The organism is uncultured Sphaerotilus sp. (genome assembly GCF_963924895.1).
In the GTDB taxonomy this organism is placed as follows: Bacteria; Pseudomonadota; Gammaproteobacteria; order Burkholderiales; family Burkholderiaceae_C; genus Sphaerotilus.
The window spans coordinates 1-20554 of record NZ_CAWURG010000048.1 but is presented as its reverse complement, the minus strand read 5'-3'; the positions used below and the strand labels follow the sequence as shown (position 1 = coordinate 20554).

21 protein-coding genes are annotated in these 20554 nt (G+C 67.7%); 10 read left to right on the top strand and 11 right to left on the bottom strand.

Annotation, left to right across the window (positions count from 1 at the left end; all coding sequences use genetic code 11):
• Positions 1–65: 65 nt before the first annotated feature.
• Both AABN02_RS17610 and AABN02_RS17605 read left to right on the top strand, forming a co-directional pair.
• Positions 66–830, top strand: a complete 765-nt coding sequence (locus AABN02_RS17610; RefSeq protein ID WP_338416214.1) for an enoyl-CoA hydratase — start codon at positions 66–68, stop codon at positions 828–830.
• Between the two features lie 51 nt (positions 831–881).
• Positions 882–1652, top strand: a complete 771-nt coding sequence (locus AABN02_RS17605; RefSeq protein ID WP_338416213.1) for an SGNH/GDSL hydrolase family protein — start codon at positions 882–884, stop codon at positions 1650–1652.
• Here the strand turns inward: AABN02_RS17605 and AABN02_RS17600 are convergent.
• Positions 1639–2019, bottom strand: a complete 381-nt coding sequence (locus AABN02_RS17600) for an acyl-CoA thioesterase (RefSeq protein ID WP_338416232.1) — start codon at positions 2017–2019, stop codon at positions 1639–1641. The two genes, AABN02_RS17605 and AABN02_RS17600, sit on opposite strands and share 14 nt — an antisense overlap.
• A gap of 153 nt (positions 2020–2172) precedes the next feature.
• Here AABN02_RS17600 and AABN02_RS17595 point away from each other — a divergent pair, with 153 nt between their 5' ends.
• Positions 2173–4041: an ABC transporter ATP-binding protein/permease gene (locus AABN02_RS17595; protein ID WP_338416212.1), complete on the top strand. Its 1869-nt coding sequence runs from the start codon at positions 2173–2175 to the stop codon at positions 4039–4041.
• Here AABN02_RS17595 and AABN02_RS17590 read toward each other — a convergent pair.
• Entirely contained in the window at positions 4008–4439 is a 432-nt protein-coding gene (locus AABN02_RS17590; protein ID WP_338416211.1) for a hypothetical protein, read from the bottom strand. The genes AABN02_RS17595 and AABN02_RS17590 overlap by 34 nt on opposite strands.
• A gap of 262 nt (positions 4440–4701) precedes the next feature.
• On the opposite strand from AABN02_RS17590, the gene AABN02_RS17585 reads away from it, so the two are divergent.
• The 4 genes from AABN02_RS17585 to AABN02_RS17570 all read left to right on the top strand — a co-directional run bounded on the left by AABN02_RS17585 (position 4702) and on the right by AABN02_RS17570 (position 9137).
• Positions 4702–5649, top strand: a complete 948-nt coding sequence (locus AABN02_RS17585) for a LysR substrate-binding domain-containing protein (protein WP_338416210.1) — start codon at positions 4702–4704, stop codon at positions 5647–5649.
• Entirely contained in the window at positions 5646–6692 is a 1047-nt protein-coding gene (gene pyrC / locus AABN02_RS17580) for a dihydroorotase (protein ID WP_338416209.1), read from the top strand. The genes AABN02_RS17585 and pyrC overlap by 4 nt, the downstream gene beginning before the upstream one ends.
• An 84-nt stretch (positions 6693–6776) precedes the next feature.
• Positions 6777–7652, top strand: coding sequence for a protease HtpX (gene htpX, locus AABN02_RS17575; protein ID WP_338416208.1), 876 nt, complete (start codon positions 6777–6779; stop codon positions 7650–7652).
• A 231-nt stretch (positions 7653–7883) separates the two neighbouring features.
• A complete protein-coding gene (locus AABN02_RS17570; RefSeq protein ID WP_338416207.1) occupies positions 7884–9137 on the top strand; it encodes an acyltransferase in 1254 nt (417 codons plus the stop codon).
• On the opposite strand, the gene clsB is transcribed toward AABN02_RS17570, so the two are convergent.
• From clsB to AABN02_RS17550, 4 genes are read right to left on the bottom strand one after another with little or no spacing between them, the layout of a single operon-like run.
• Positions 9040–10329, bottom strand: a complete 1290-nt coding sequence (clsB, locus tag AABN02_RS17565) for a cardiolipin synthase ClsB (protein WP_338416206.1) — start codon at positions 10327–10329, stop codon at positions 9040–9042. The two genes, AABN02_RS17570 and clsB, sit on opposite strands and share 98 nt — an antisense overlap.
• Before the next feature lie 35 nt (positions 10330–10364).
• Entirely contained in the window at positions 10365–11159 is a 795-nt protein-coding gene (locus AABN02_RS17560; protein ID WP_338416205.1) for an endonuclease/exonuclease/phosphatase family protein, read from the bottom strand.
• Positions 11156–11647: a dihydroneopterin triphosphate diphosphatase gene (gene nudB / locus AABN02_RS17555; RefSeq protein WP_338416204.1), complete on the bottom strand. Its 492-nt coding sequence runs from the start codon at positions 11645–11647 to the stop codon at positions 11156–11158. Before nudB ends, AABN02_RS17560 begins: the two co-directional genes overlap by 4 nt.
• A 42-nt stretch (positions 11648–11689) precedes the next feature.
• Positions 11690–12118, bottom strand: a complete 429-nt coding sequence (locus AABN02_RS17550; RefSeq protein ID WP_338416203.1) for a hypothetical protein — start codon at positions 12116–12118, stop codon at positions 11690–11692.
• A 102-nt stretch (positions 12119–12220) separates the two neighbouring features.
• Between AABN02_RS17550 and AABN02_RS17545 the strand changes: the two genes are divergently transcribed.
• From AABN02_RS17545 to AABN02_RS17535, 3 genes are read left to right on the top strand one after another with little or no spacing between them, the layout of a single operon-like run.
• A complete protein-coding gene (locus AABN02_RS17545; protein WP_338416202.1) occupies positions 12221–12637 on the top strand; it encodes a hypothetical protein in 417 nt (138 codons plus the stop codon).
• A complete protein-coding gene (locus AABN02_RS17540; RefSeq protein WP_338416201.1) occupies positions 12634–13935 on the top strand; it encodes a ParA family protein in 1302 nt (433 codons plus the stop codon). The genes AABN02_RS17545 and AABN02_RS17540 overlap by 4 nt, the downstream gene beginning before the upstream one ends.
• Positions 13932–15359: a hypothetical protein gene (locus AABN02_RS17535; protein WP_338416200.1), complete on the top strand. Its 1428-nt coding sequence runs from the start codon at positions 13932–13934 to the stop codon at positions 15357–15359. Before AABN02_RS17540 ends, AABN02_RS17535 begins: the two co-directional genes overlap by 4 nt.
• Positions 15360–15440: 81 nt before the next feature.
• On the opposite strand, the gene aspS is transcribed toward AABN02_RS17535, so the two are convergent.
• From aspS to AABN02_RS17510, 5 genes are read right to left on the bottom strand one after another with little or no spacing between them, the layout of a single operon-like run.
• Positions 15441–17237 (bottom strand): aspartate--tRNA ligase, encoded by a 1797-nt coding sequence (aspS, locus tag AABN02_RS17530; protein WP_338416199.1) that lies wholly within the window; start codon positions 17235–17237, stop codon positions 15441–15443.
• Positions 17238–17269: 32 nt separating this feature from the next.
• Positions 17270–17935, bottom strand: a complete 666-nt coding sequence (locus tag AABN02_RS17525) for a DUF502 domain-containing protein (RefSeq protein ID WP_338416198.1) — start codon at positions 17933–17935, stop codon at positions 17270–17272.
• Between the two features lie 13 nt (positions 17936–17948).
• Positions 17949–18233, bottom strand: a complete 285-nt coding sequence (locus AABN02_RS17520) for an FmdB family zinc ribbon protein (RefSeq protein WP_338416197.1) — start codon at positions 18231–18233, stop codon at positions 17949–17951.
• 27 nt (positions 18234–18260) lie between these two features.
• Complete coding sequence (gene ubiB / locus AABN02_RS17515) at positions 18261–19838, bottom strand: ubiquinone biosynthesis regulatory protein kinase UbiB (RefSeq protein ID WP_338416196.1); 1578 nt, start codon at positions 19836–19838, stop codon at positions 18261–18263.
• Positions 19835–20356: a hypothetical protein gene (locus tag AABN02_RS17510; protein WP_338416195.1), complete on the bottom strand. Its 522-nt coding sequence runs from the start codon at positions 20354–20356 to the stop codon at positions 19835–19837. The genes ubiB and AABN02_RS17510 overlap by 4 nt, the downstream gene beginning before the upstream one ends.
• Positions 20357–20554 lie beyond the last annotated feature (198 nt).

Below are 20554 nucleotides of genomic sequence, written 5' to 3'. Positions count from 1 at the left end.
GCAACAATCAGTCGTCACGGACTGTTGCGACACATTTACCATTTCCAGTTGCCCGAGGAGACCCCATGAGCATCAAGACCGCCACCCTCAACGGCGTGGCCACGATCGAAATCGCCCGCCCGGAGAAGAAAAACGCACTGACCATGGTGATGTACACCGCCATGGCCGAGGCGCTGCGCAGCGCACAGGCCGATGCGTCGGTACGCGCCGTGCTGATCACCGGGCAGCCGGGGGTGTTCACCTCGGGCAACGACCTGGAAGACTTCATGCAGCGCCCGCCGCAGGGCATGGACTCGCCGGTGTTCCAGTTCATGATGGCGCTGCTGGAGTGCGAGAAGCCGGTGGTCGCGGCCGTCACGGGCGCGGCGATCGGCATCGGCACCACCCTGCTGCTGCACTGCGACTTCGTCTATGTCAGCGACGAGGCGCGGCTGGCGATGCCCTTCGTCGGGCTGGGTCTCGTGCCGGAATATGGCTCCAGCCTGCTGGTGTCGCAGTTGATGGGCCACGCCAAGGCCGCCGAGAAGCTGCTGCTGGGCGATCCGTTCACCGGCGCGGATGCGGTCGAGTGCGGTCTGGCCAACGCCGTGCTGCCGACCGGCGAGGTGGTCAACCACGCCCGCCGCGTCGCCGAGCGCTTCAATGCACTGCCGCCGGGCGCCGTGCGCGACACCAAGCGCCTGATGCGCGGACACCAGCGTGAGCAGGTGCGCACCGTCATTGCCAGCGAAGCGGCGATCTTTTCGGAGCGGCTGCGCAGCCCCGAAGCGCAGGAAGCCTTCCAGGCGTTTTTCCAGAAGCGCAAGCCCGATTTTTCGTCGTTCACCTGAACGTCCACCCGATCCTCCCCGAACGCGCCGCCCGAGCGCGACCACCTGCCGATGCCCACCTTCACCGCCGCCAAAGTCGCCCTGTCTCCCCTGCTGATCTGGCAGGGACGGCAGGTGCGCCGTGAAGCCCCCCGACTGCCGGAAGCCACCGGTCCGCGCCTCGGACTGGCCGGCATGGAGCGCCACAGCGGCGCGATGCCGCGGCTGCGGGTGCTGATCGTGGGCGATTCGTCGGGGGCGGGGGTGGGGGCGGCGACGCAGAACGAAGCGCTCGCCGGCCGGCTGAGCCAGGCCCTGACGCGGCGGCTCAAGGCGCCGATCGCCTGGCAGCTCGTCGCCCGTACCGGCTGGAGCACGGCGGACGTGACGTCAGCGCTGCGCGAGCTGTCGGCGCAAGGCCGGCTGCCACCGGCGGACGTGATGGTGGTGGCGCTCGGCGTGAACGACACCGTCCGCCAGACCAGCCCGCGGCGCTGGACGGCGCAGCTCGACGCGCTCGAAACCTGCGCGCGCGAGCTGGCCGGGGTGCACCAGATCGTGGCCACGGCCGTGCCGCCGATGCACCTGTTTCCGCTGTTGCCGCAGCCGCTGCGCTGGGTGCTGGGCCGCTCGGCGCAGGCGCTGGACGCGGCGCTGGTGCAGTGGACCGCCGACTCGGGCACGCGGGCCTATTTCGAGATGCCCTACGACCCCGCCCGCGACGAGGTGCGCACGCTGATGGCCAGCGACGGCTTCCACCCCGGCCCGCTGCTCTACCAGCGCTGGGGCGAGGCGCTGGCCCTGCAGATCGCCGCCGACTACCAGCCGCTCATGCGCCCGTGATCGGTGCCGGGGCGGGTGCCGGCGATTTGACGATCGACCGCGGCCGGCCGTCGCGGTCGATGGCGACATAGGTCAGATTGGCCTCGGTCACCTTGACCGTCTTCGGATCCGCCGGGTTGCGCTCGGCATAGACCTCGACATGCACCGTCACCGAGGTATTGCCGACGCGCTCGACGGTCGCGTAGAAGCTCAGCAGGTCACTCACCGACACGGCCTGCTTGAAAATGAACTGGTTCACCGCCACCGTGGTGATGCGGCCGCGGGCGATGCGCGCGGGCAACACCGCACCGGCGATGTCGACCTGCGCCATGATCCAGCCGCCGAAGATGTCGCCGTTGCCATTGGCGTCAGACGGCATGGGCATCATCCGCAGCACCAGTTCGCGCTGGTGCGAGCCAGGCTCGCCGCCGTGGATCGGCGGCGGGCTGGAAAAACGCGGGACGTTCGCTTCGTTCACACTCATGGTGGGCACCTCGTTTGCATGTGCCGATTGTGATTTGTCTTTCACCAAACCCCACCCATGCGCCGCTTCGCTTCGAATGAACCCGCCCCGGTCGACCCCGCCGGCACGCCCCGCAGCGACTGGACCACGCTGAAACGCCTCGGTCCCTATCTGTGGGAATACCGCGTGCGCATGGTGCTGGCGCTGGTGTTCGTCGTCGCGGCCAAGGCGGCGAACGTGGGCGTGCCGCTGCTGCTGAAGCAGCTGGTGGACAGCCTGTCGATCCCGATCGGCGATCCGCGGGCGCTGGTGGTCGTGCCGCTGGGGCTGCTGCTGGCGTACGCGGGGCTGCGGCTGTCGACCACGGTCTTCACCGAGCTGCGCGAACTCGTCTTCGCCAAGGCCACCCACGGCGCGGCGCGGCGCATCGCGCTGGAAACCTTCCGCCACCTGCACGCGCTCAGCCTGCGCTTCCACCTCGACCGCCAGACTGGCGGCATGACGCGCGACATCGAGCGCGGCACGCGCGCGCTGCAGTCGCTGGTGAGCTACTCGCTCTACACCATCGTGCCGACGCTGGTCGAGCTGGCGCTGGTGCTGACGCTGCTCGGCAGCCAGTTCGACATGGGCTTCGTGTGGATCACGCTGGCCGCGCTGGTCGCCTATGGGACGCTGACGATCAGCCTCACCGAGTGGCGCACCCAGTTCCGCCGCGAGATGAACGAGCTGGACTCGAAGGCGCACAGCCGCGCCATCGACGCGCTGCTCAACTACGAGACCGTCAAGTACTTCAACAATGAGGACTTCGAGGCCCGCCGCTACGACGAGGGCCTGGACGCCTACCGCCGCGCGCAGATCAAGTCGCAGAGCACGCTGTCGCTGCTCAACGCTGGCCAGCAGTTCGTCATTGCGGCGAGCCTGGTGGCAATGCTCTGGCGCGCCACCGCCGGCGTGGTCGAGCACCGGCTGACGCTGGGCGATCTGGTGATGGTGAACGCGCTGCTGATCCAGCTCTACATCCCGCTGAACTTCCTGGGCGTGCTCTACCGCGAGATCAAGCAGAGCCTGACCGACCTGGACAAGATGTTCCGCCTCATGGAGCGCGAGCGCGAGATCGCCGACCGGCCCGGCGCGCAGCCGCTGGCGATCGAGCAAGCCACCGTGCGCTTCGAAGCGGTGAACTTCGCCTACCACGCGGACCGGCCGATCCTGCACGACGTGAGCTTCGAGATCCCGGGCGGGCAGACGGTCGCGGTGGTCGGGCCGTCCGGCTCGGGCAAGAGCACGCTGGCGCGGTTGCTCTACCGCTTCTACGACGTGGACGAGACGACCGCCGGCCACGGCGGCGGCCGCATCACCATCGACGGCCAGGACTTGCGCGACGTGACGCAGGACAGCGTGCGCCGTGCCATCGGCATCGTGCCGCAGGACACCGTGCTCTTCAACGACACCATCGGCTACAACATCGGCTACGGCCGGCCAGGCGCCACGCAGGAGCAGATCGAGGCCGCCGCCCGCGCCGCGCACATCCACGACTTCATCGCCGCCCAGCCCAAGGGCTACGGCACCATGGTCGGCGAGCGGGGGTTGAAGCTCTCAGGCGGGGAGAAGCAGCGCGTGGCCATCGCCCGCACGCTGCTGAAGAACCCGCCGATCCTGATCTTCGACGAAGCGACCTCGGCGCTGGACTCGGCCAACGAGCGGGCGATCCAGACGGAGCTGGCGAGCGCGGCGAAGGGCAAGACGGCGCTGGTCATCGCACACCGGCTGAGCACCGTGGTCGATGCCTACCGCATCGTCGTGCTGCAGCACGGCCGCATCGCCGAACAGGGCAGCCACGCCGAGCTGCTGGCGCACGACGGCGTGTATGCGCGGATGTGGCGCCTGCAGCAGAGCGGGCGCCCGACCGCGGATCAGCCGGCGGACCTGCTGCTACGACCGGTGTAACGCGGCAGCTGCATGCCCAGTTGCCACTCGATCTGGCTGACGCGGCCGCGCTCGGTGCTGACCGCGCGGAAGCCGCGGCGCAGCAGCTGGTTCAGGTAGGCGCGATTCGCCGTCCGGGCCAGAAACACCTGGCCGACGAGCGGCAGCAGCAGGCACACCAGTGCCAGCCGCCAGTCACGGCGCCGAGCCAGCACCACCGGCCCGAACAGCAGCACCGGCCACGAGTACCCGATGGGGACCTCGACGGTTTCGCCGGTCTGCGGGTGCCGCATCAGCAGGATCGGTGCACCGATGGTTGGCCGGCTGGGATCACTGAAGGTCGACGGCTGATCCCCGAAAGTCGAAGCCTGATCGCTGGCTGGCGAGACCAGCGGACGCAGGTTCAGAACGGAAGACATGGGGCGGAGAGAAGACAGGGACGTCATGGCGGCACACTTTCATTCACGTTTGAGCTGCCTGTGAAATGGGGCACTGTCACCTAGACGGAAGCACGGCGGCTCGTCACTTTTTTTCATATAGGGAACTTGAAGCGCGGATGCTACCGAGGATTACCAGCGGAAGCCATAACAATCCTGTGCATAAACCCGTGAATGCGGTGTAGAAATAACTGGTGGCAGCCCCTGATGCGGCGGGCAGGGCCGACTCGCTACACTGGGTTCCGTGGAAACCAAATGGCTTGAAGACTTCGTCAGCCTGGCCGAGACGCGCAGCTTCTCGCGCTCGGCCCAGCTGCGGCATGTGACGCAGCCGGCGTTTTCGCGCCGCATCCAGGCGCTCGAAGCCTGGGCCGGGATCGACCTCGTCGACCGCTCGTCCTACCCCACCCGCCTGACCTCCGCCGGCCAGACGCTGCTGCCGCAGGCGCTGGAAATCCTGGGTAACCTGCAGGCCGCGCGCAACCTGATGCGCGGCCACCAGACGTCGAGCCAGGACATGATCGAGTTCGCCGTGCCGCACTCGCTGGCCTTCACCTTCTTCCCGCATTGGGTGATGGAGCTGCGCCAGCGCTTCGGGGCGTTCAAGAGCCGGCTGGTCGGCATGAACGTGCACGACGCCGTGATGCAGCTCACCGAGGGTTCCTGCGACCTGCTGCTGGCTTACCACCACGCCTCGCAGCCGCTACAACTCAACCCCGAGCGCTACGAGATGATCAGCCTCGGCACCGAGACCCTGGCGCCCTACGCGCGGGCCAATGCCGAGGGCGACCCGCTGTTCCGCCTGCCCGGCCGGCCGCACGACAAGGTGCCCTACCTCGGCTACGCCACCGGCGCCTACCTGGGTCGCATGGTCGATCTGCTGCTCAAGCAGTCGAGCGAGGCGATCTACCTCGACCCGATCTACGAGACCGACATGGCCGAGGGGCTCAAGGCGATGGCACTGGAAGGCCACGGCCTCGCCTTCCTGCCCGCCAGCTCGGTGCGCAAGGAGGTCAGCGCCCGCCGGCTGGTCCCGGCCGGTCCACGCCAGTCGGGTGCGGCTTTCGAGGTGACGATCGAGGTACGCCTGTACCGGGAGCGGCCCGAGGTGTCGCGTCACAACAAGCCGGCGGCGCAGGCGCTGTGGGAATTTCTGCGCGTCACCAAGCTGGGCGAGAATCGCGGCTTATGACGATCGCCACCGCACCCACCCTCCGCCTCACCCGCCCCGACGACTGGCATTTGCACGTGCGCGACGGCGCCGCGATGGCGGCGGTCGTGCCGCACACCGCACGCCAGTTCGGCCGCGCGATCATCATGCCGAACCTGCGTCCGCCCGTGACCACCGCCGAGCAGGCCGTGGCCTACCGCGCGCGGATCCAGGCTTGTGTCCCCGAAGGCGTCGACTTCACGCCGCTGATGACGCTGTACCTGACCGACAACACCCCGCCCGACGAGATCCGCCGCGCCCGGGACGCCGGCGTGGTCGCGCTCAAGCTCTACCCGGCCGGCGCCACGACCAACAGCGACGCCGGTGTGACCGACATCCGCAAGACCCACGCGACGCTGGAGATGATGCAGCGCGAAGGCCTGCTGCTGCTGGTGCATGGTGAGGTCACCGATCCGGCCGTGGACGTGTTCGACCGCGAAGCCCGCTTCATCGACCAGGTGATGGAGCCGCTGCGCGATGCCTTCCCCGAGCTGAAGGTGGTGTTCGAGCACATCACCACCCGCGACGCGGCCCAGTACGTCGCCGAAGCCGGTCCGCACACCGCTGCGACCATCACCGCGCACCACCTGCTCTACAACCGCAACGCCCTCTTCACCGGCGGACTGCGGCCCCATTACTACTGCCTGCCCGTGCTCAAGCGCGAGGAACACCGCCGCGCGCTGGTCGCCTCGGCCACCTCGGGCAGCGCGAAGTTCTTCCTCGGCACCGACAGCGCGCCCCACGCCGCCCACCTGAAGGAACACGCCGCCGCCTGCGCCGGCTGCTACACGGCGCTGTCGGCGATCGAGCTGTACGCCGAAGCCTTCGAGCGCGCCGGCCGCCTCGACCGGCTCGAAGGCTTCGCCAGCCAGCACGGCCCGGACTTCTACGGCCTGCCACGCAACGCCAGCACCATCACGCTGCGCCGCGAACCGTGGACGCTCCCGGAGTCGCTGCCCTACGGCGACGCCGAACTCAAGCCGCTTGGCGGCTCAGAGACGCTGAACTGGCGCCTGGTCGGCTGAGGGGCCTCCCCTTGAACCCTTGGTGAAAGCCCCTCAGATACGCGTTTACTCCGTCACATCCGACGGTCACCAAGGATCCGCGCCATGAAACGCATTTTCCTGTTCCTCGCCACCAACCTGGCCGTGATGCTGGTGCTGGGCATCGCCTCCAGCGTGCTCGGCATCAACCGCTACCTCGATGCGCAGGGCCTGAACCTCGGCACGCTGCTGCTGTTCTCGCTGTTCATGGGCTTCACCGGGGCGATCATCTCGCTGCTGATGAGCAAGCCCATGGCCAAGTGGAGCACCGGCGCGCAGGTCATCAACGGCTCGACCGACCCGATGCACCGCTGGCTGGAGGGCACCGTCGCCCGCTTCGCCGAGAAGGCCGGCATCGACATGCCCGAGGTGGCGGTCTACGACGGCGAGCCCAACGCCTTCGCGACCGGCGCGTTCAAGAACTCGGCGCTGGTGGCGGTGTCCACCGGCCTGCTCAGCAGCATGACCCGCGAGGAGGTCGAAGCGGTCGTCGGCCACGAGATCGCCCACGTCGCCAATGGCGACATGGTGACGATGACGCTCATCCAGGGCGTGCTGAACACCTTCGTGGTCTTCATCTCGCGGGTGGTCGGCTACGTCGTCGACCGGGTGATCCTGAAGAACGACAAGGACGCGCCCGGCCTCGGCTACATGGCCACGACCGTGGTGATGGACCTGCTGCTGGGTGTGGTCGCCTCGATGATCGTCGCCTGGTTCTCGCGCCAGCGCGAGTTCCGCGCCGACGCGGGTGCCGCACAGCTGATGGGCGACCGCCGCCCGATGATGCACGCGCTGGCCCGCCTGGGCGGACTGGAACCGGGCGAGTTGCCCAAGACGATGGCCGCGATGGGCATCTCGGGCCGCCCGAGCGGGCTGATGGCGCTGTTCTCCAGCCACCCGCCGATCGAGGAACGCATCCGCGTCCTGCAGGACGCCCGGTGATGCGGTCGCTGGGTCGGCGTGCGGACGGCACCCACCGGCCGGACACGGGGCTGCCCACGGAATACGCGCTGATCCACGAACGCCTGGGGCCGTTCGACCTGCCCTGGTCACAGGACTGACGCGGTCCCGTGACAAGCACCCCAGAAAACCCAGAAATCCCCGGCTTCTTCAGCGAGACTCAAGGCAATCAAAAAATTGCTTGACTACGCACACGTTGCCTCAGGGAGGGCCATGAAGTCCGACATCGACCAGCCGCCACGCGGCGCACAGGTCCGCGAAGCGTTGCCTGCGCCCCCGCGACCATCCGTTCTCCTCAACGCACTGCAGCAGCCACGCCTGGCCGGACTGGACGTGCTGCGCGCCTTCGCCGTGCTGGTGGTCATCATCAACCACCTGGGTGTGGACCAGTTCGGGCCAGTCGTGGTCTTCGACGGCTCGCTGGGGGTGGAGCTGTTCTTCATCCTCAGCGGCTTCCTGATCACCTGGCTGCTGCTTGGCGAGCACGAGCGCCATGGCCGCATCGCGCTGGGCCCCTTCTACCAGCGCCGCCTCGCGCGGCTGCTGCCAGCCTCCCTGGCCTACCTGCTCGTCGGCATGGGCTTGCTGGCGCTGCGGCACCAGCCGATCCCGTGGGGTGCGGTGGTGTCCACCGTGTTCTATGGCACCAACTACTACCAGGCCTTCACGGGGGCCGAATCGCACTACCTCTCGCACTGCTGGTCGCTCGCGGTGGAGGAGCAGTTCTACCTCATCTGGCCCTTCCTGCTGGTCGCCCTGCTGCAGCGCGGCCACTCGCCCCGCGTGGTGCTGATGGTCGCGATTCCGCTGCTCTGGCTCTACAAGGCGCTGCTGATCTTCGGCTTCGGGGTCGGCGAGGTGTACCTCTACCGGGCGCTGGAAACCCGCATGGACCAGCTCGCCGCCGGCTGCCTGCTCGCCGCGCTGCTGAAGACACCGCGCTGGCGGCAGTACTTCGAGCAGCTCGCCCGCCAGCCCTGGCCGCTGCCGGCCCTGATGGTGGGGCTGCTGCTGTCGACCTCCCTGCTGCGCGACCAGAGCAGCCCGGCGAACCAGCAGCTATATGGCTTCGCGCTGGAGACGGTGATGCTGTGCACGCTGCTGCCGCTGGTGCTGATCAAGGCGGCGGGGCGCGGCCTTGGCGCCGCCCTGCTCAACACGCCCGTGCTGGTGCTGATCGGCCAGATCTCCTACGGCATGTACCTCTACCACCCCTTCATCGTGCACCCGATCCGCAATGCCGTCGTCCGGCTGGGCGGCCCGGAGGCTCTGGGGGTTCTCGCAGCCATCACGGTGCTCGTGGCCCTGGCCTGGGCCTCGTTCCGGTGGTTCGAGCAGCCGCTGCGGGAGCGGCTGCGCCCGCGGTCGGTCAATAGCGGCCCGTCACACCTGCCACACGCAGGTACACATACGCCACCCACTCGACCAGCACCCGCGGAGCCATCCCGGCCCAACCCTGGGACTTGACGCGCTGCGGGGTGATGGCCTCGGACTGCGCCAGCGCGCGGCCGATCTCCACTGCCAGATCCTGCGCGAAGGTTGCGTCGCGCACGACCATGTTCGCCTCCAGGTTGAGCAGCAGCGAGATCGGGTCGATGTTGGAGCTGCCCACCGTGGCCCAGTGGTCGTCGACCAGCATCACCTTGGCGTGCAGGAAGGCGGGCGTGTATTCGTAGATCTCGATGCCGTGGCGCATCAGCTCGTCATACAGCACGCGCGCCGCCATCGCGGCGATGCGGAAATCTGGCTTGCCCTGCATCAGCAGGCGCACCTGCACGCCCCGCTGCGCCGCCTTGCACAGCGCGCGGCGAAACTCCTGCCCGGGGTAGAAATACGGACAGATCAGCCAGATGCGCTGCTGCGCCGAGTAGATGGCGTCGATGTAGGCGCGCTCGATGGTGCGGCGCTGGCGCAGGTTGTCGCGCACCACGAAGGCGGCCTGCACCGGCGGCAGGGCCTCGTCCAGCCGCGCAACACGGTGGCCCCGCCGGGTCAGGCGCATCTGCCGCATGAGGCCACGCAGGCGCTGCACCGGTCGCTCGGTGTGGATCAGCATGCGCATCTCCTGCTGCCAGTCGTGGCCGAACCAGGAACGCGACCACATCGCCCGCACCGCCTGCTCCATCGGCCGCACCACCGGACCCGCGGCACGCACCGCGAAGTCCAGCCGCGGCAGCTCGGTGGGGCCGTGGGTCAGGTCGATGTGGTCGTCGATGACGTTGATCCCCCCGACAAACCCGACCTCGCCGTCCACCACGCACAGCTTCATGTGCAGCCGCCGCAGCTGCCCCGGCTGCAGCCAGTGGGTCCAGCGCTCCAGCGGGCGGAACACCGTCACCGCGATGCCCGCGGCACGCAGGCGCGGCTCGACTACCGCCAGATCGTCGTGGGCGCCAAAGCCGTCGATCACCACCCGGACCCGCACCCCGCGCCGCGCCGCGCGCTCCAGCGCCACCGCCACCGCCATCGCGGCCGCGTCGTCGTGGAAGATGTAGGTCGCCAGCCAGACCTCGTGGCGGGCATTGCGGATCGCGCTGATCATGGCCGGGAACAGCGCTTCGCCGCCGCGCAGCAGTTCCACGTCGTTGCCGCCGCGGAACACCGGCCGCGGCACCAGGTACCAGGACATCGGTTCGTTGTCCTGGCCTGGATCGAACATGCTGACCGGATCGATGGGTACGGGGTCGCCGGGTCTCACGTCAGCTCCAGCTCCACCAGCAGCGGCAGGTGGTCGGACATGCGCGACCACGCCGGCCCCTGCGGCACGCTCATGCCCATGCAATGCAGGCCGCGGGTGTAGACCCGGTCGAGCGACAGCATCGGCATGCGCGACGGGAAGGTCCGCGGCGTGCGGCCATGCGGCGGATGGGTACGCACCAGCCCGGCGAGCTGGAACATCGGATCCAGCCGCTCGCCCCAGTCGTTGAAATCGCCCGCGACCACCACCGGCGCACCGGCCGGCACCTCGCTGCGGAGGTAGGCGCCCAGCCGCTGCGCCTGGCGCACCCGGCTGGCGTGCATCAGGCCGAAATGCGCGACGATGGCGTGGATGTCCACCCCCCGCCAGCACACCTTGACGTGCAGCAGCCCGCGCTGCTCGAAGCGGTGGTCCGAGACGTCGTGGTGCTCCACATCGCCCAACGGCCAGCGCGACAGCAGCGCGTTGCCATGCTCGCCGTCGCGGGTGACGGCGTTGGTCCGGTAGGCCGAGCTGTAGCCTTCCGGGGCCAGAAAATCCGCCTGCCCCTGCTCGGGCCAGCCGAACCAAGTGCGGTCGAAGTGCCGCGCGTCCCCGTGGTGGAACAGGCGCACCTCCTGCAGGAACACGAGGTCCGCATCCAGCGCCTCGATGCCCAGCCCGAGGTTGTGGATCTCCAGCCGCTTGCGCGGACCGACGCCGCGCACGCCCTTGTGGATGTTGTAGGTCGCCACGCGCAGACGCGGGCTGTCCAGCCCGCCCGGCAGGGTCATCGGCAAGGTCGGGGTCATCGGGTGACCGATCCGGACAGCGCGAGCTGCTGCGGCAGATGCAGGATCGCCTCGGCATTGCTCGGCGAAAAACAGCGGTCGGCCGCTTCCCGCCAGGGCAGCCAGGCATGCTGCAGGTGCTCGCGCGGAGCCAGGGTCACGGGGGTGCCGGCCGGCACGGTCAGGCCAAACACATGCTCGGTGTTGTGCGTGACCCCCTCGGCATAGCGGTGGCGCCAGACGGGGTAGATCTCGAAGACATTGCGCAGCGCCCAGTCGCGCAGCGCCCCGTCCGGCACCTGCGCCGTACCCACGCGGATCCCGGTTTCCTCGGCGACCTCGCGCCGGGCCGTCTCGTGCAGCGACTCTTCGAGTGTGTCCTTCGAGCCGGTGACGCTCTGCCAGAAGCCGGGCTTGTCGGCGCGCTCGATCAGCAGCACCTGCAGATCGGGCGTGTGGATGACCACGAGGACGGATTCGGGGATCTTCGGCGGTAGGCTGGACGTCATGTGGAAAGCATAGCGGCAACGCTGCACATTCCGCGCAGCGTGTCAGCGCAGGCTGGCAATGTGCAGAAAAGCCGCGGTCAGCAGCACGCCATGCAGCACGGCCGCCAGCAGACTGAGCGGCGCCGATCCCAGGGCCCACCACGCGGTCGTCGGCAGCCACAGCGCCAGCCCCGCAAGGCCGATGCCGATCAACCCGGGTCCGGCCCGCGCGGCCAGCACCAGCCCGCCGCCGATGACCACCATCCCGATCATCTGCACCATGTCGCGCAGTTGCGCCGCGGTGAACACGCCGTCCTGCACGACGCGAGAGCCGCCCGTGAACGGCCCGATGCGGTCGGTGTTGAGCGCATCGGAGCCGATCAGCGCGTCACCCCAGTCGTTGTGCAGATTGATCGCCGCGTGGGCCAGCAGCGCCAGCACGACGGTGGCCGCCGCATCGAGCGGACCCCGTTGGACATTTTCATGCCCCACACCGTATCGACAGACCGGAGAGCATGCCTTGCGCGTGGTCAAGACTCAGGCGCCCTCCATCCGCGATGGGACGTACGGGCCATTCCAACGACAATACGCGCCATGCAGGCTGACTTCCAAGACGCGCACGAACGACACTGGCAGGACGCAGAACTCCTGTTCAACGTACAGCGACTTGCCAATGCAGATCACCTCTACGGCATGGCGGCCGAAAGTGGACTGAAACGGCTGATGCTCGCCTTCGGAATGCGTTTCGACCACGTCAAGGACATGCCTGCGGAGCGCTCAGACCAGCAACACGCCGAACGTATCTGGGGACGTTTCGAGACCTATCGCTGCGGCCACCACCAAGGCAGCGCCTACACACTGCCAACCGAAAATCCATTTGCCAACTGGCACGCTTCTCAGCGCTACACCGCCCGCAAGCATTTCGACGAAAACCGCGTCTTGCCCCACCGGTCCGGCGCGGAGCAGGTACGCCAGCTGATCAAGAAAGCAGAACGGGAGGGACTGTTATGACCACCTTCGACCAGACCTTGCCGCAGGTGACCAAGGTATTGCTGGAGCATGTCGCAGCCTTGCCCGCCGTCGGTCCTTTGCTGATCAACCGTGATCTGAATGGCCGCATCCGCCTGATCGTCGAGGAATCTCGCGAGCACGATCCGGCAGCACAGGAAGTGCTCGCATCGATCTGCCGTCAGTTGGAGCACGAGCTGGGCGCCCATGCACATCCCGCTGAGCGTGCAGTGCTGTTCGAGCCTGATCTGACGGCGGCGATTGACCGTGCCCCGTCGTTCCTCCTGGAAGGCTTCGACCAGATCCGGGTCATCGACCGGCTGGCGACCGACAGCGACTGGACCCGCATCTCCCCGGAATCGACTGGCGCGCCGCGCGTCGTGTTCTTTTCGATCAAGGGCGGCGTCGGCCGCTCGACGGCACTGGCCACGGCCGCATGGTCACTCGCACAGGCCGGCCAACGCGTACTGGTGCTCGACCTGGATCTGGAGTCACCCGGACTGTCGTCCGCACTGCTGCCAGCCGAGCGGCGCCCGACCTTCGGCATCTGCGACTGGCTGGTCGAAGATCTGGTGGACAACGGCGAAACCGTCCTCGCCGACATGACCGCCTCCAGCACGCTAGCCCGGGACGGCGAAATCTGGGTCGTGCCGGCACATGGCCGTGATCCGGGCGCCTATGTCTCGAAGCTGGGTCGGGCCTGGATGCCCAAGATGCAGCGTGACGGACAGCGTGAATCCTGGACCGAACGTCTGGCCCGGTTGATCGCTGCGTTGGAAGCCCGCTGGCAGCCCGATGTGATCCTGATCGACTCGCGCGCGGGCATTGACGAGATTGCGTCCAGTTGCGTCACAGGGCTGGGCGCCAGGCTGGTACTGCTGTTCGCGCTCAATGGCGACCAGACCTGGTCGGGCTACCGGATCCTGTTCCAGCACTGGCTGCAGTCGGGTGTGGCACGGGCCATCCGAGAGCGCCTGCAGGTGGTGGCGGCGATGGTTCCCGAACTGGGCACCGTCGACTACGTGGACGAGTTGCGCGAGCTGAGTTTCGACCTGTTCACCGACGATCTGTATGACGAGATCCCGCCCGGAGAGATCGTCGGTGAGCGCTGGAACTTCGATCTGGCCGACGGCGGGGCCCCGCACCAGCCCTGGCTGATTCGCTGGCACCGTGGCTTTGCGGCGCTGCGCTCGCTGCACGGCCGGCTGGAAGGCGTCGATGCGCAGGAAGTGCAAGCCGTGTTCGGGCCGTTCCTGGACGGGTTGAACCGCATGATCGAACCGGAAAGCGCCACGCCATGATCGATGCCAGAACCCTGCGCCGGGCCATCCTGGCTGCACCATTGGAAACCAGCAACTTCGGTGAACCACCCCGCCCCGGCACGCTGTACGTGCCTCCAGCCCATACCAAGGCGCTTCGACTCGAATCGAGTCTGGTGATTGGCGGCAGAGGCGTGGGCAAGTCGTTCTGGACCGCGGCACTGGGGTCACCAGAATTGCGGCGGCTGCTTGGCGACTCGGTGCCGGATCTGGGTCGTGCCGAGGTGCACATCGGATTTTCAGAGACCGGCCGAATCGACGATTACCCCGACGCTGCCACCTTCGCGCAACTGCTTGGCAACGGGATCGATTCCTACGACATCTGGCGCGCAGTCGTGCTGCGCTGGCTGGGCCGTCGCGCAGCCGTCACGCTACCGAATAACTGGGGGGATCTGATCACCTGGATGCGGACACACCCTGAGGAGGCGGCCCGACTGATACAGTCCTCCCGACAGAGTTTCGAGAAAGCGGGCATCGGCCTGATCGTGTTCGATGCGCTGGACCGCACCAGCCATGACTGGCGGTCGATGGACGCGATCGTGCGCGGTCTGTTGCGCACGGTGCTGTGGCTGCGGTCCTATCCATGGCTCCACGCCAAGGTGTTTCTGCGCAGCGATCAGTCTGAACGCACCGTCACCGATTTCCCCGATGCGTCCAAGCTGCTGGCGACCCGCACCGAGTTGGAATGGGCCATGCATGATCTTCACGGCATGCTGTGGCAGAGATTGATCAATGCTCCCGACGAACACGGTCAGGCGCTGCGTGGGCTCTACTTCGAGGTTGTCGGCAACGAGTTGATCAAACGCGGCGATGCGTTCCACTTGCCGGATCAGCTCAAGCGCGAATCGGCCACGCAGCGAGCCTTGTTCGAAGCACTTGCCGGGCCTTGGATGGGCCGCGACAAGCGGCGTGGTGTGCCTTATACGTGGGCGGTCGGACATCTCGCGGACAGTCGGGGACAGACCTCCCCTCGCTCATTCCTCGCTGCCATCCGGCAGGCCACCGAAGACTCCCAGGACCGGTACGACGACTACGTCCTAGCCTTGCATTACGAAAGTATCAAGCGTGGCATTCGGAAAGCATCGGAAATCCGCGTTCATGAGATGAGTGCGGAGGACTACCCGTGGGTCCGTCTCTTTCTAGAGCCGCTGGGTGGACTGAATGTGCCTTGCGAATTCGAGGTGATACAGGAGCGCTGGCGCGACAAGTTCCCAGAAGGGCCTGAGTCGGTCAGCACCGATCGCTTGCCAGCACAACACGCCGAACGCGGCTGGGATGGCATCCAGGAGGATCTCATCCGACTCGGCCTCCTGGAGTCGAAGAAGGATGGCCGCATGGACATGCCAGACCTCTACCGCGTCGGCTTCGGTCTGGGTCGCAAGGGTGGAGTCAAACCGAGAAACTGATCACGACAGAATCCAGCAAGAAAAAAGGGCGCAGTCTTCTCGACTGCGCCCTTTCAATTTTCTTCGCCGGAGATCAATCGATCAGCCCTGCTGCACCGCCTGCGCGGTGCGCAGCCGGATGTGCAGCTCGCGCAGCTGCTTGTCCTCGACCACCGACGGCGCGCCGGTCAGCAGGCACTGGGCGCGCTGTGTCTTCGGGAAAGCGATCACGTCGCGGATCGACTCGGCCTTGGTCATCAGCGTCACCAGGCGGTCCAGACCGAAGGCCAGACCACCGTGCGGCGGCGCGCCGTACTGCAGCGCGTCCAGCAGGAAGCCGAACTTGAGCTGCGCGTCGTCCTTGCTGATGTTGAGCGCGCTGAACACCTTGCTCTGCACTTCGGCGCGGTGGATCCGGATCGAGCCGCCGCCGAGTTCCCAGCCGTTCAGGACCATGTCGTAGGCCTTGGCAATGCACTGGCCCGGGTCCGTGTCCATGTAGTCCTCGTGGCCGTCCTTCGGCGCCGTGAACGGGTGGTGCACCGCGTTCCAGCGGTTCTCGTCCTCGTCGTGCTCGAACATCGGGAAGTCCACCACCCACAGCGGCGCCCAGCGGTCCTCGAACAGGCCGAGCTTCTTGCCCAGCTCGCTGTGACCGACCTTCAGCCGCAGCGCGCCGATGGCGTCGTTGACGACCTTGGCCTTGTCGGCGCCGAAGAACAGCAGGTCGCCGTCCTGTGCGCCGGTGCGGGCCAGGATGTCGGCGATCGCCTGGTCGTGCAGGTTCTTGACGATCGGCGACTGCAGACCCTCGCGGCCCTTGGACACGTCGTTGACCTTGATCCAGGCCAGCCCCTTGGCGCCGTAGATCTTGACGAACTCGGTGTAGCCATCGATCTCGCCGCGGCTCATGGCGCTGCCGCCCGGCACGCGCAGCGCGACGACCCGGCCGCCCTTGGTGGTGGCCGGCGTGGAGAAGACCTTGAAGTCCACCGTGCCCATCACGTCGGTCAGCTCGGTGAATTCGAGCTTGACGCGCAGGTCGGGCTTGTCGGAGCCGAAGCGGTGCATCGTCTCGGCGTAGGCCATCACCGGGTAGTCGCCCAGCTCGACGCTCAGCGCCTTGCGGAAGACGTGGCGGATCATGCCTTCGAACATCGAACGGATCTCAACTTCGGTCAGGAAGGAGGTCTCGATGTCGATCTGCGTGAATTCGGGCTGGCGGTCGGCGCGCAGGTCCTCGTCACGGAAGCACTTGGTGATCTGGTAGTAGCGGTCGAAGCCGGCCACCATCAGCAGCTGCTTGAACAACTGGGGCGATTGGGGCAGCGCGAAGAAATGGCCGTCGTTGACGCGGCTCGGCACCAGGTAGTCGCGCGCACCTTCCGGCGTGGACTTGGTGAGCATCGGCGTCTCGATGTCCACGAAGCCCAGCTCGTCGAGGTACTTGCGCACTTCCATCGCCACGCGGTAGCGCAGCATCATGTTCTTCTGCATCGCCGGGCGGCGCAGGTCGAGCACGCGGTGCGTCAGGCGGGTCGTCTCGGACAGGTTGTCGTCGTCGATCTGGAACGGGGGCGTGACGCTCGGGTTCAGCACCTCGAGGGTGTGGCACAGGAGTTCGACCTTGCCGCTGACGAGGTTGGCGTTCTCGGTGCCGGCCGGGCGCGCACGCACCAGACCGACCACCTTCAGGCAGAACTCGTTGCGCACGCCTTCGGCGACCTTGAACATGTCGGCGCGGTCCGGATCGCAGACGATCTGCACCAGGCCTTCGCGGTCACGCAGGTCGATGAAGATCACGCCGCCATGGTCGCGGCGGCGGTGGGCCCAGCCCATGAGGGTGACGGTCTGGCCGGTCAGTGCTTCGCTGACCTGGCCTGCATAACAGGTACGCATGGCGGTGGTGTCTTTCTTTGGAATCGCTGGATTCAGTGGGGGGCCGCGGCAAGGGCGACGGCTGGTGCGGGGTGCACCGGCGGCGCGACCACGCCCATGGAAATGATGTACTTGAGCGCCTCGTCCACGCTCATCTCCAGCGCCCGCACATCCGCGCGCGGCGCCATCAGGAAGAAGCCCGAGGTGGGATTCGGCGTCGTCGGCACGTACAGGCTGACGAACTCGGTGTCCGCCGGCGTGCCCATGCGCTCGGCCACCTCACCCGCCGGCTTGCCGGTGACGAAGGCGATGGTCCAGCAGTCGCGCCGCGGGTATTCGACCAGCACGGCCTCGCGGAAGGCCTGTCCGCTGCTGGAGAACAGCGTGTCGGAAACCTGCTTGACCGAGTTGTAGATCGACTTGACGATCGGGATGTTCGACATCAGCCGGTGCCACTGCTTGAGCCACCACTGCCCGACGAAATTGGCGACGAACATGCCCGTGAGCATCATCATCGTCAGCAGCGTCAGCACCCCGAGCCCCGGGATCGAGGACAGCATCTCCAGCACCGTGTGGGCGCTGGCCGGCAGCACGGCGGTGGCCGCGTCGAGCAGGGTCTGGAACACGCTGTTCAGCAGGCCCAGCACCCAGGTCAGCACCCAGATGGTGATGGCCAGCGGGAGCCAGACGAGCAGGCCGGCGATGATGTATTTTCTCACGGGGGTGTCCGGTTCAGCTTGCAGCCGGGGCGGCTGGGGGGGCGGCAGCCGCAGGCGCAGCGGGTGCAGGCGCAGCCGGTGCCTCCGCGCCAGCAGGGGTGGCCGGTGCGGTCGGCCCGCCACGGAAATCGGTCTGATACCAACCGGAACCCTTGAGCTGGAACCCCGCAGCCGTCACCTGCTTGGTGAAGCTCTCGGCGCCGCAGGCGGGACAGGTGGTGAGCACGGCGTCGGACATCTTCTGCAACACGTCCTTCGCGTGCCCGCAGGAGGAACAACGATAGGCGTAGATCGGCATCGCTAAACCCTTGATTCGAAACAGGAATTATAGAGGAGGCCCGAAGCGCGACAGCACCTGCACCGCCAGCGCCCCCAGCACGAAGCCCATCGCGGCCCAGCCCAGCGCCTGCAGCAGCCGGTTGGTGCGGCGCTGCTCGACCAGCAGGGCCTCCATCAGCGCCTGAGAGGGACCGCCTGCACCCGACGCCACCGCCGTGCGCGCCGCCAGCGCCTCGTGCAGCAACCGCGGCAGCTCGGGCAGGAAGTGGGCGTAGCGCGGCGCCTCCTGCTTGAGCTGGCTGACCAGCGCGCGCCAGCCGATCTGCTCGTTCATCCAGCGCTCCAGAAAGGGCTTGGCGGTGCTCCACAGGTCCAGCTCCGGGTCGAGCTGGCGGCCGAGGCCCTCGACGTTCAGCAGCGTCTTCTGCAGCAGCACGAGCTGCGGCTGGATCTCGACGTTGAAGCGGCGCGAGGTCTGGAACAGCCGCATCAGCACCTGGCCGAGCGAGATGTCCTTGAGCGGGCGGTCGAAGTGCGGCTCGCAGACGGCGCGCACCGCCCCTTCGAGTTCGTCCGCACGCGTGCCCGGCGGCACCCAGCCGGACTCGATGTGCAACTCGGCCACGCGCCGGTAGTCGCGGCGGAAGAAGGCGATGAAGTTCTGCGCCAGGTATTCCTTGTCGCGCGCGTCCAGCGTGCCGACGATGCCGAAGTCGAGCGCGATGTAGCGCCCGAAGGTGGCCGGCGCGGTCGACACCATGATGTTGCCCGGGTGCATGTCGGCGTGGAAGAAGCCGTCGCGGAACACCTGGGTGAAGAAGATGGTCACGCCGTCGCGGGCGAGCTTGGGGATGTCGACCCCGGCGGCACGGAGCTGCTCGACCTGGCTGATCGGCGTGCCGACCATGCGCTCCATCACCAGCACGTTCTGGCTGATGTGGTCCCAGACCATCTCCGGCACCATCAGCAGCTCCAGCCCGCCCATGTTGCGGCGCAGCTGCGCGGCATTGGCGGCCTCGCGCCCCAGGTCCAGCTCGTCGTGCAGGTACTTGTCGAACTCAGCCACCACCTCGCGCGGACGCAGGCGCCGGCCGTCGGCAGAGAGCCGCTCCAGCCATTCCGCGCCCTTGCGCAGCAGGCCGAGGTCGGCGTCGATCACCGTCAGCACGTTCGGCCGCAGCACCTTGACCGCCACCTGCCGACCGTCGTGCAGCACGCCAAAATGCACCTGCGCGATGGAGGCGCTGGCGACCGGATCGGCGTCGAACTGCGAGAACACCGCCTCGATCGGCTTGCCGAGCGACTGCTCGATGATCTGGCGGGCCTGCGCGCTCGGGAAGGGCGGCACGCGGTCCTGCAGCTTGGCGAGTTCGTCGGCGATGTCGGGCGGCAGCAGGTCGCGCCGGGTGGACAGCACCTGGCCGAACTTGACGAAGATCGGCCCGAGCCGCTCGAAGGCCAGCCGCAGCCGCTCGCCGCGTGGAGCCTCCAGATTGCGCCCGATCGCCAGCACCCGCGCCAGCAGCCGCAGGCCGGGGTGGCGCATCTGCGTCAGGACCAGCTGGTCCATGCCCTGGCGCAGCATGACCCACGCGATCAGGGCCAGCCGGGGCCAGTGTTTCATGCCGGTCGGCGCACGCGCTGCACGAACGCACCCAGGGTATGGGCCAGTCCGCTGCCGAGCTTGCCCAGCACGCGCGCCGGGCCGTCACCGACCACGCGGGCGAGGTCATCCTCGATGTCCCAGCGCAGGTTCTCGGCCAGCCAGCTCACCTCGGCGGCCAGCGCCGCGTCGCCGCGGATGTCCATCGGCGGGCGTCCGGCCATGCCGCTGAACACCCAGCCCAGCAGCTCGGTGCCGTCGAGCGTGACCATCAGCGTCTGGTCGTCGCCCACACCGACCGGCACGAGCAGCATGTCCTCGTCCAGGTCGAGCAGGCCGGCCGGCGAGATGCTCCACACCGCGCGCGGCGGCGGCGGCAGCATCGCCGGCCACTGGCGCCATTGCACGCCGATGGTGCGGCCGACCTGGGTGGTCAGCCGGCGGGTGGCTTCGGGTTCGGCGCTCAGCACGTGGTTGAGCAGCAGGGTGACGCGGCCGAGGGCCTCGCGTCCCAGGGGTTCCAGCAGGGCTTCAAGCATCCTGCGATTGTAGGTGGGCGTTGACATCCTCCCCGCCCCAAAGGACGGGGACTCCGACGGACGCGACCGCTTGCGCGGCCGAGCCTTCGGCGGGTTCCTGCTTCATCGCGGCTGCGCGTCGTCCCCTCACGGGTCTGGCGCGTCTGACCTCCGCTCCACAGGCTTCGGGCCTTTCGACCCAGACCGCGTGTCCCGCGG

What these genes read in the sequence shown, in the direction of transcription:
- ubiB (WP_338416196.1), bottom strand. Translation starts at nt 19,838, where the DNA reads ATGAAACACTGGCCCCGGCTGGCCCTGATCGCGTGGGTCATGCTGCGC.
- AABN02_RS17545 (WP_338416202.1), top strand. Translation starts at nt 12,221, where the DNA reads ATGCAGGCTGACTTCCAAGACGCGCACGAACGACACTGGCAGGACGCA.
- AABN02_RS17600 (WP_338416232.1), bottom strand. Translation starts at nt 2,019, where the DNA reads ATGATGCCCATGCCGTCTGACGCCAATGGCAACGGCGACATCTTCGGC.
- htpX (WP_338416208.1), top strand. Translation starts at nt 6,777, where the DNA reads ATGAAACGCATTTTCCTGTTCCTCGCCACCAACCTGGCCGTGATGCTG.
- AABN02_RS17520 (WP_338416197.1), bottom strand. Translation starts at nt 18,233, where the DNA reads ATGCCGATCTACGCCTATCGTTGTTCCTCCTGCGGGCACGCGAAGGAC.
- AABN02_RS17540 (WP_338416201.1), top strand. Translation starts at nt 12,634, where the DNA reads ATGACCACCTTCGACCAGACCTTGCCGCAGGTGACCAAGGTATTGCTG.
- clsB (WP_338416206.1), bottom strand. Translation starts at nt 10,329, where the DNA reads ATGTTCGATCCAGGCCAGGACAACGAACCGATGTCCTGGTACCTGGTG.
- AABN02_RS17595 (WP_338416212.1), top strand. Translation starts at nt 2,173, where the DNA reads ATGCGCCGCTTCGCTTCGAATGAACCCGCCCCGGTCGACCCCGCCGGC.
- AABN02_RS17570 (WP_338416207.1), top strand. Translation starts at nt 7,884, where the DNA reads ATGAAGTCCGACATCGACCAGCCGCCACGCGGCGCACAGGTCCGCGAA.
- nudB (WP_338416204.1), bottom strand. Translation starts at nt 11,647, where the DNA reads ATGACGTCCAGCCTACCGCCGAAGATCCCCGAATCCGTCCTCGTGGTC.
- AABN02_RS17590 (WP_338416211.1), bottom strand. Translation starts at nt 4,439, where the DNA reads ATGTCTTCCGTTCTGAACCTGCGTCCGCTGGTCTCGCCAGCCAGCGAT.
- AABN02_RS17535 (WP_338416200.1), top strand. Translation starts at nt 13,932, where the DNA reads ATGATCGATGCCAGAACCCTGCGCCGGGCCATCCTGGCTGCACCATTG.
- AABN02_RS17510 (WP_338416195.1), bottom strand. Translation starts at nt 20,356, where the DNA reads ATGCTTGAAGCCCTGCTGGAACCCCTGGGACGCGAGGCCCTCGGCCGC.
- AABN02_RS17605 (WP_338416213.1), top strand. Translation starts at nt 882, where the DNA reads ATGCCCACCTTCACCGCCGCCAAAGTCGCCCTGTCTCCCCTGCTGATC.
- aspS (WP_338416199.1), bottom strand. Translation starts at nt 17,237, where the DNA reads ATGCGTACCTGTTATGCAGGCCAGGTCAGCGAAGCACTGACCGGCCAG.
- pyrC (WP_338416209.1), top strand. Translation starts at nt 5,646, where the DNA reads ATGACGATCGCCACCGCACCCACCCTCCGCCTCACCCGCCCCGACGAC.
- AABN02_RS17560 (WP_338416205.1), bottom strand. Translation starts at nt 11,159, where the DNA reads ATGACCCCGACCTTGCCGATGACCCTGCCGGGCGGGCTGGACAGCCCG.
- AABN02_RS17610 (WP_338416214.1), top strand. Translation starts at nt 66, where the DNA reads ATGAGCATCAAGACCGCCACCCTCAACGGCGTGGCCACGATCGAAATC.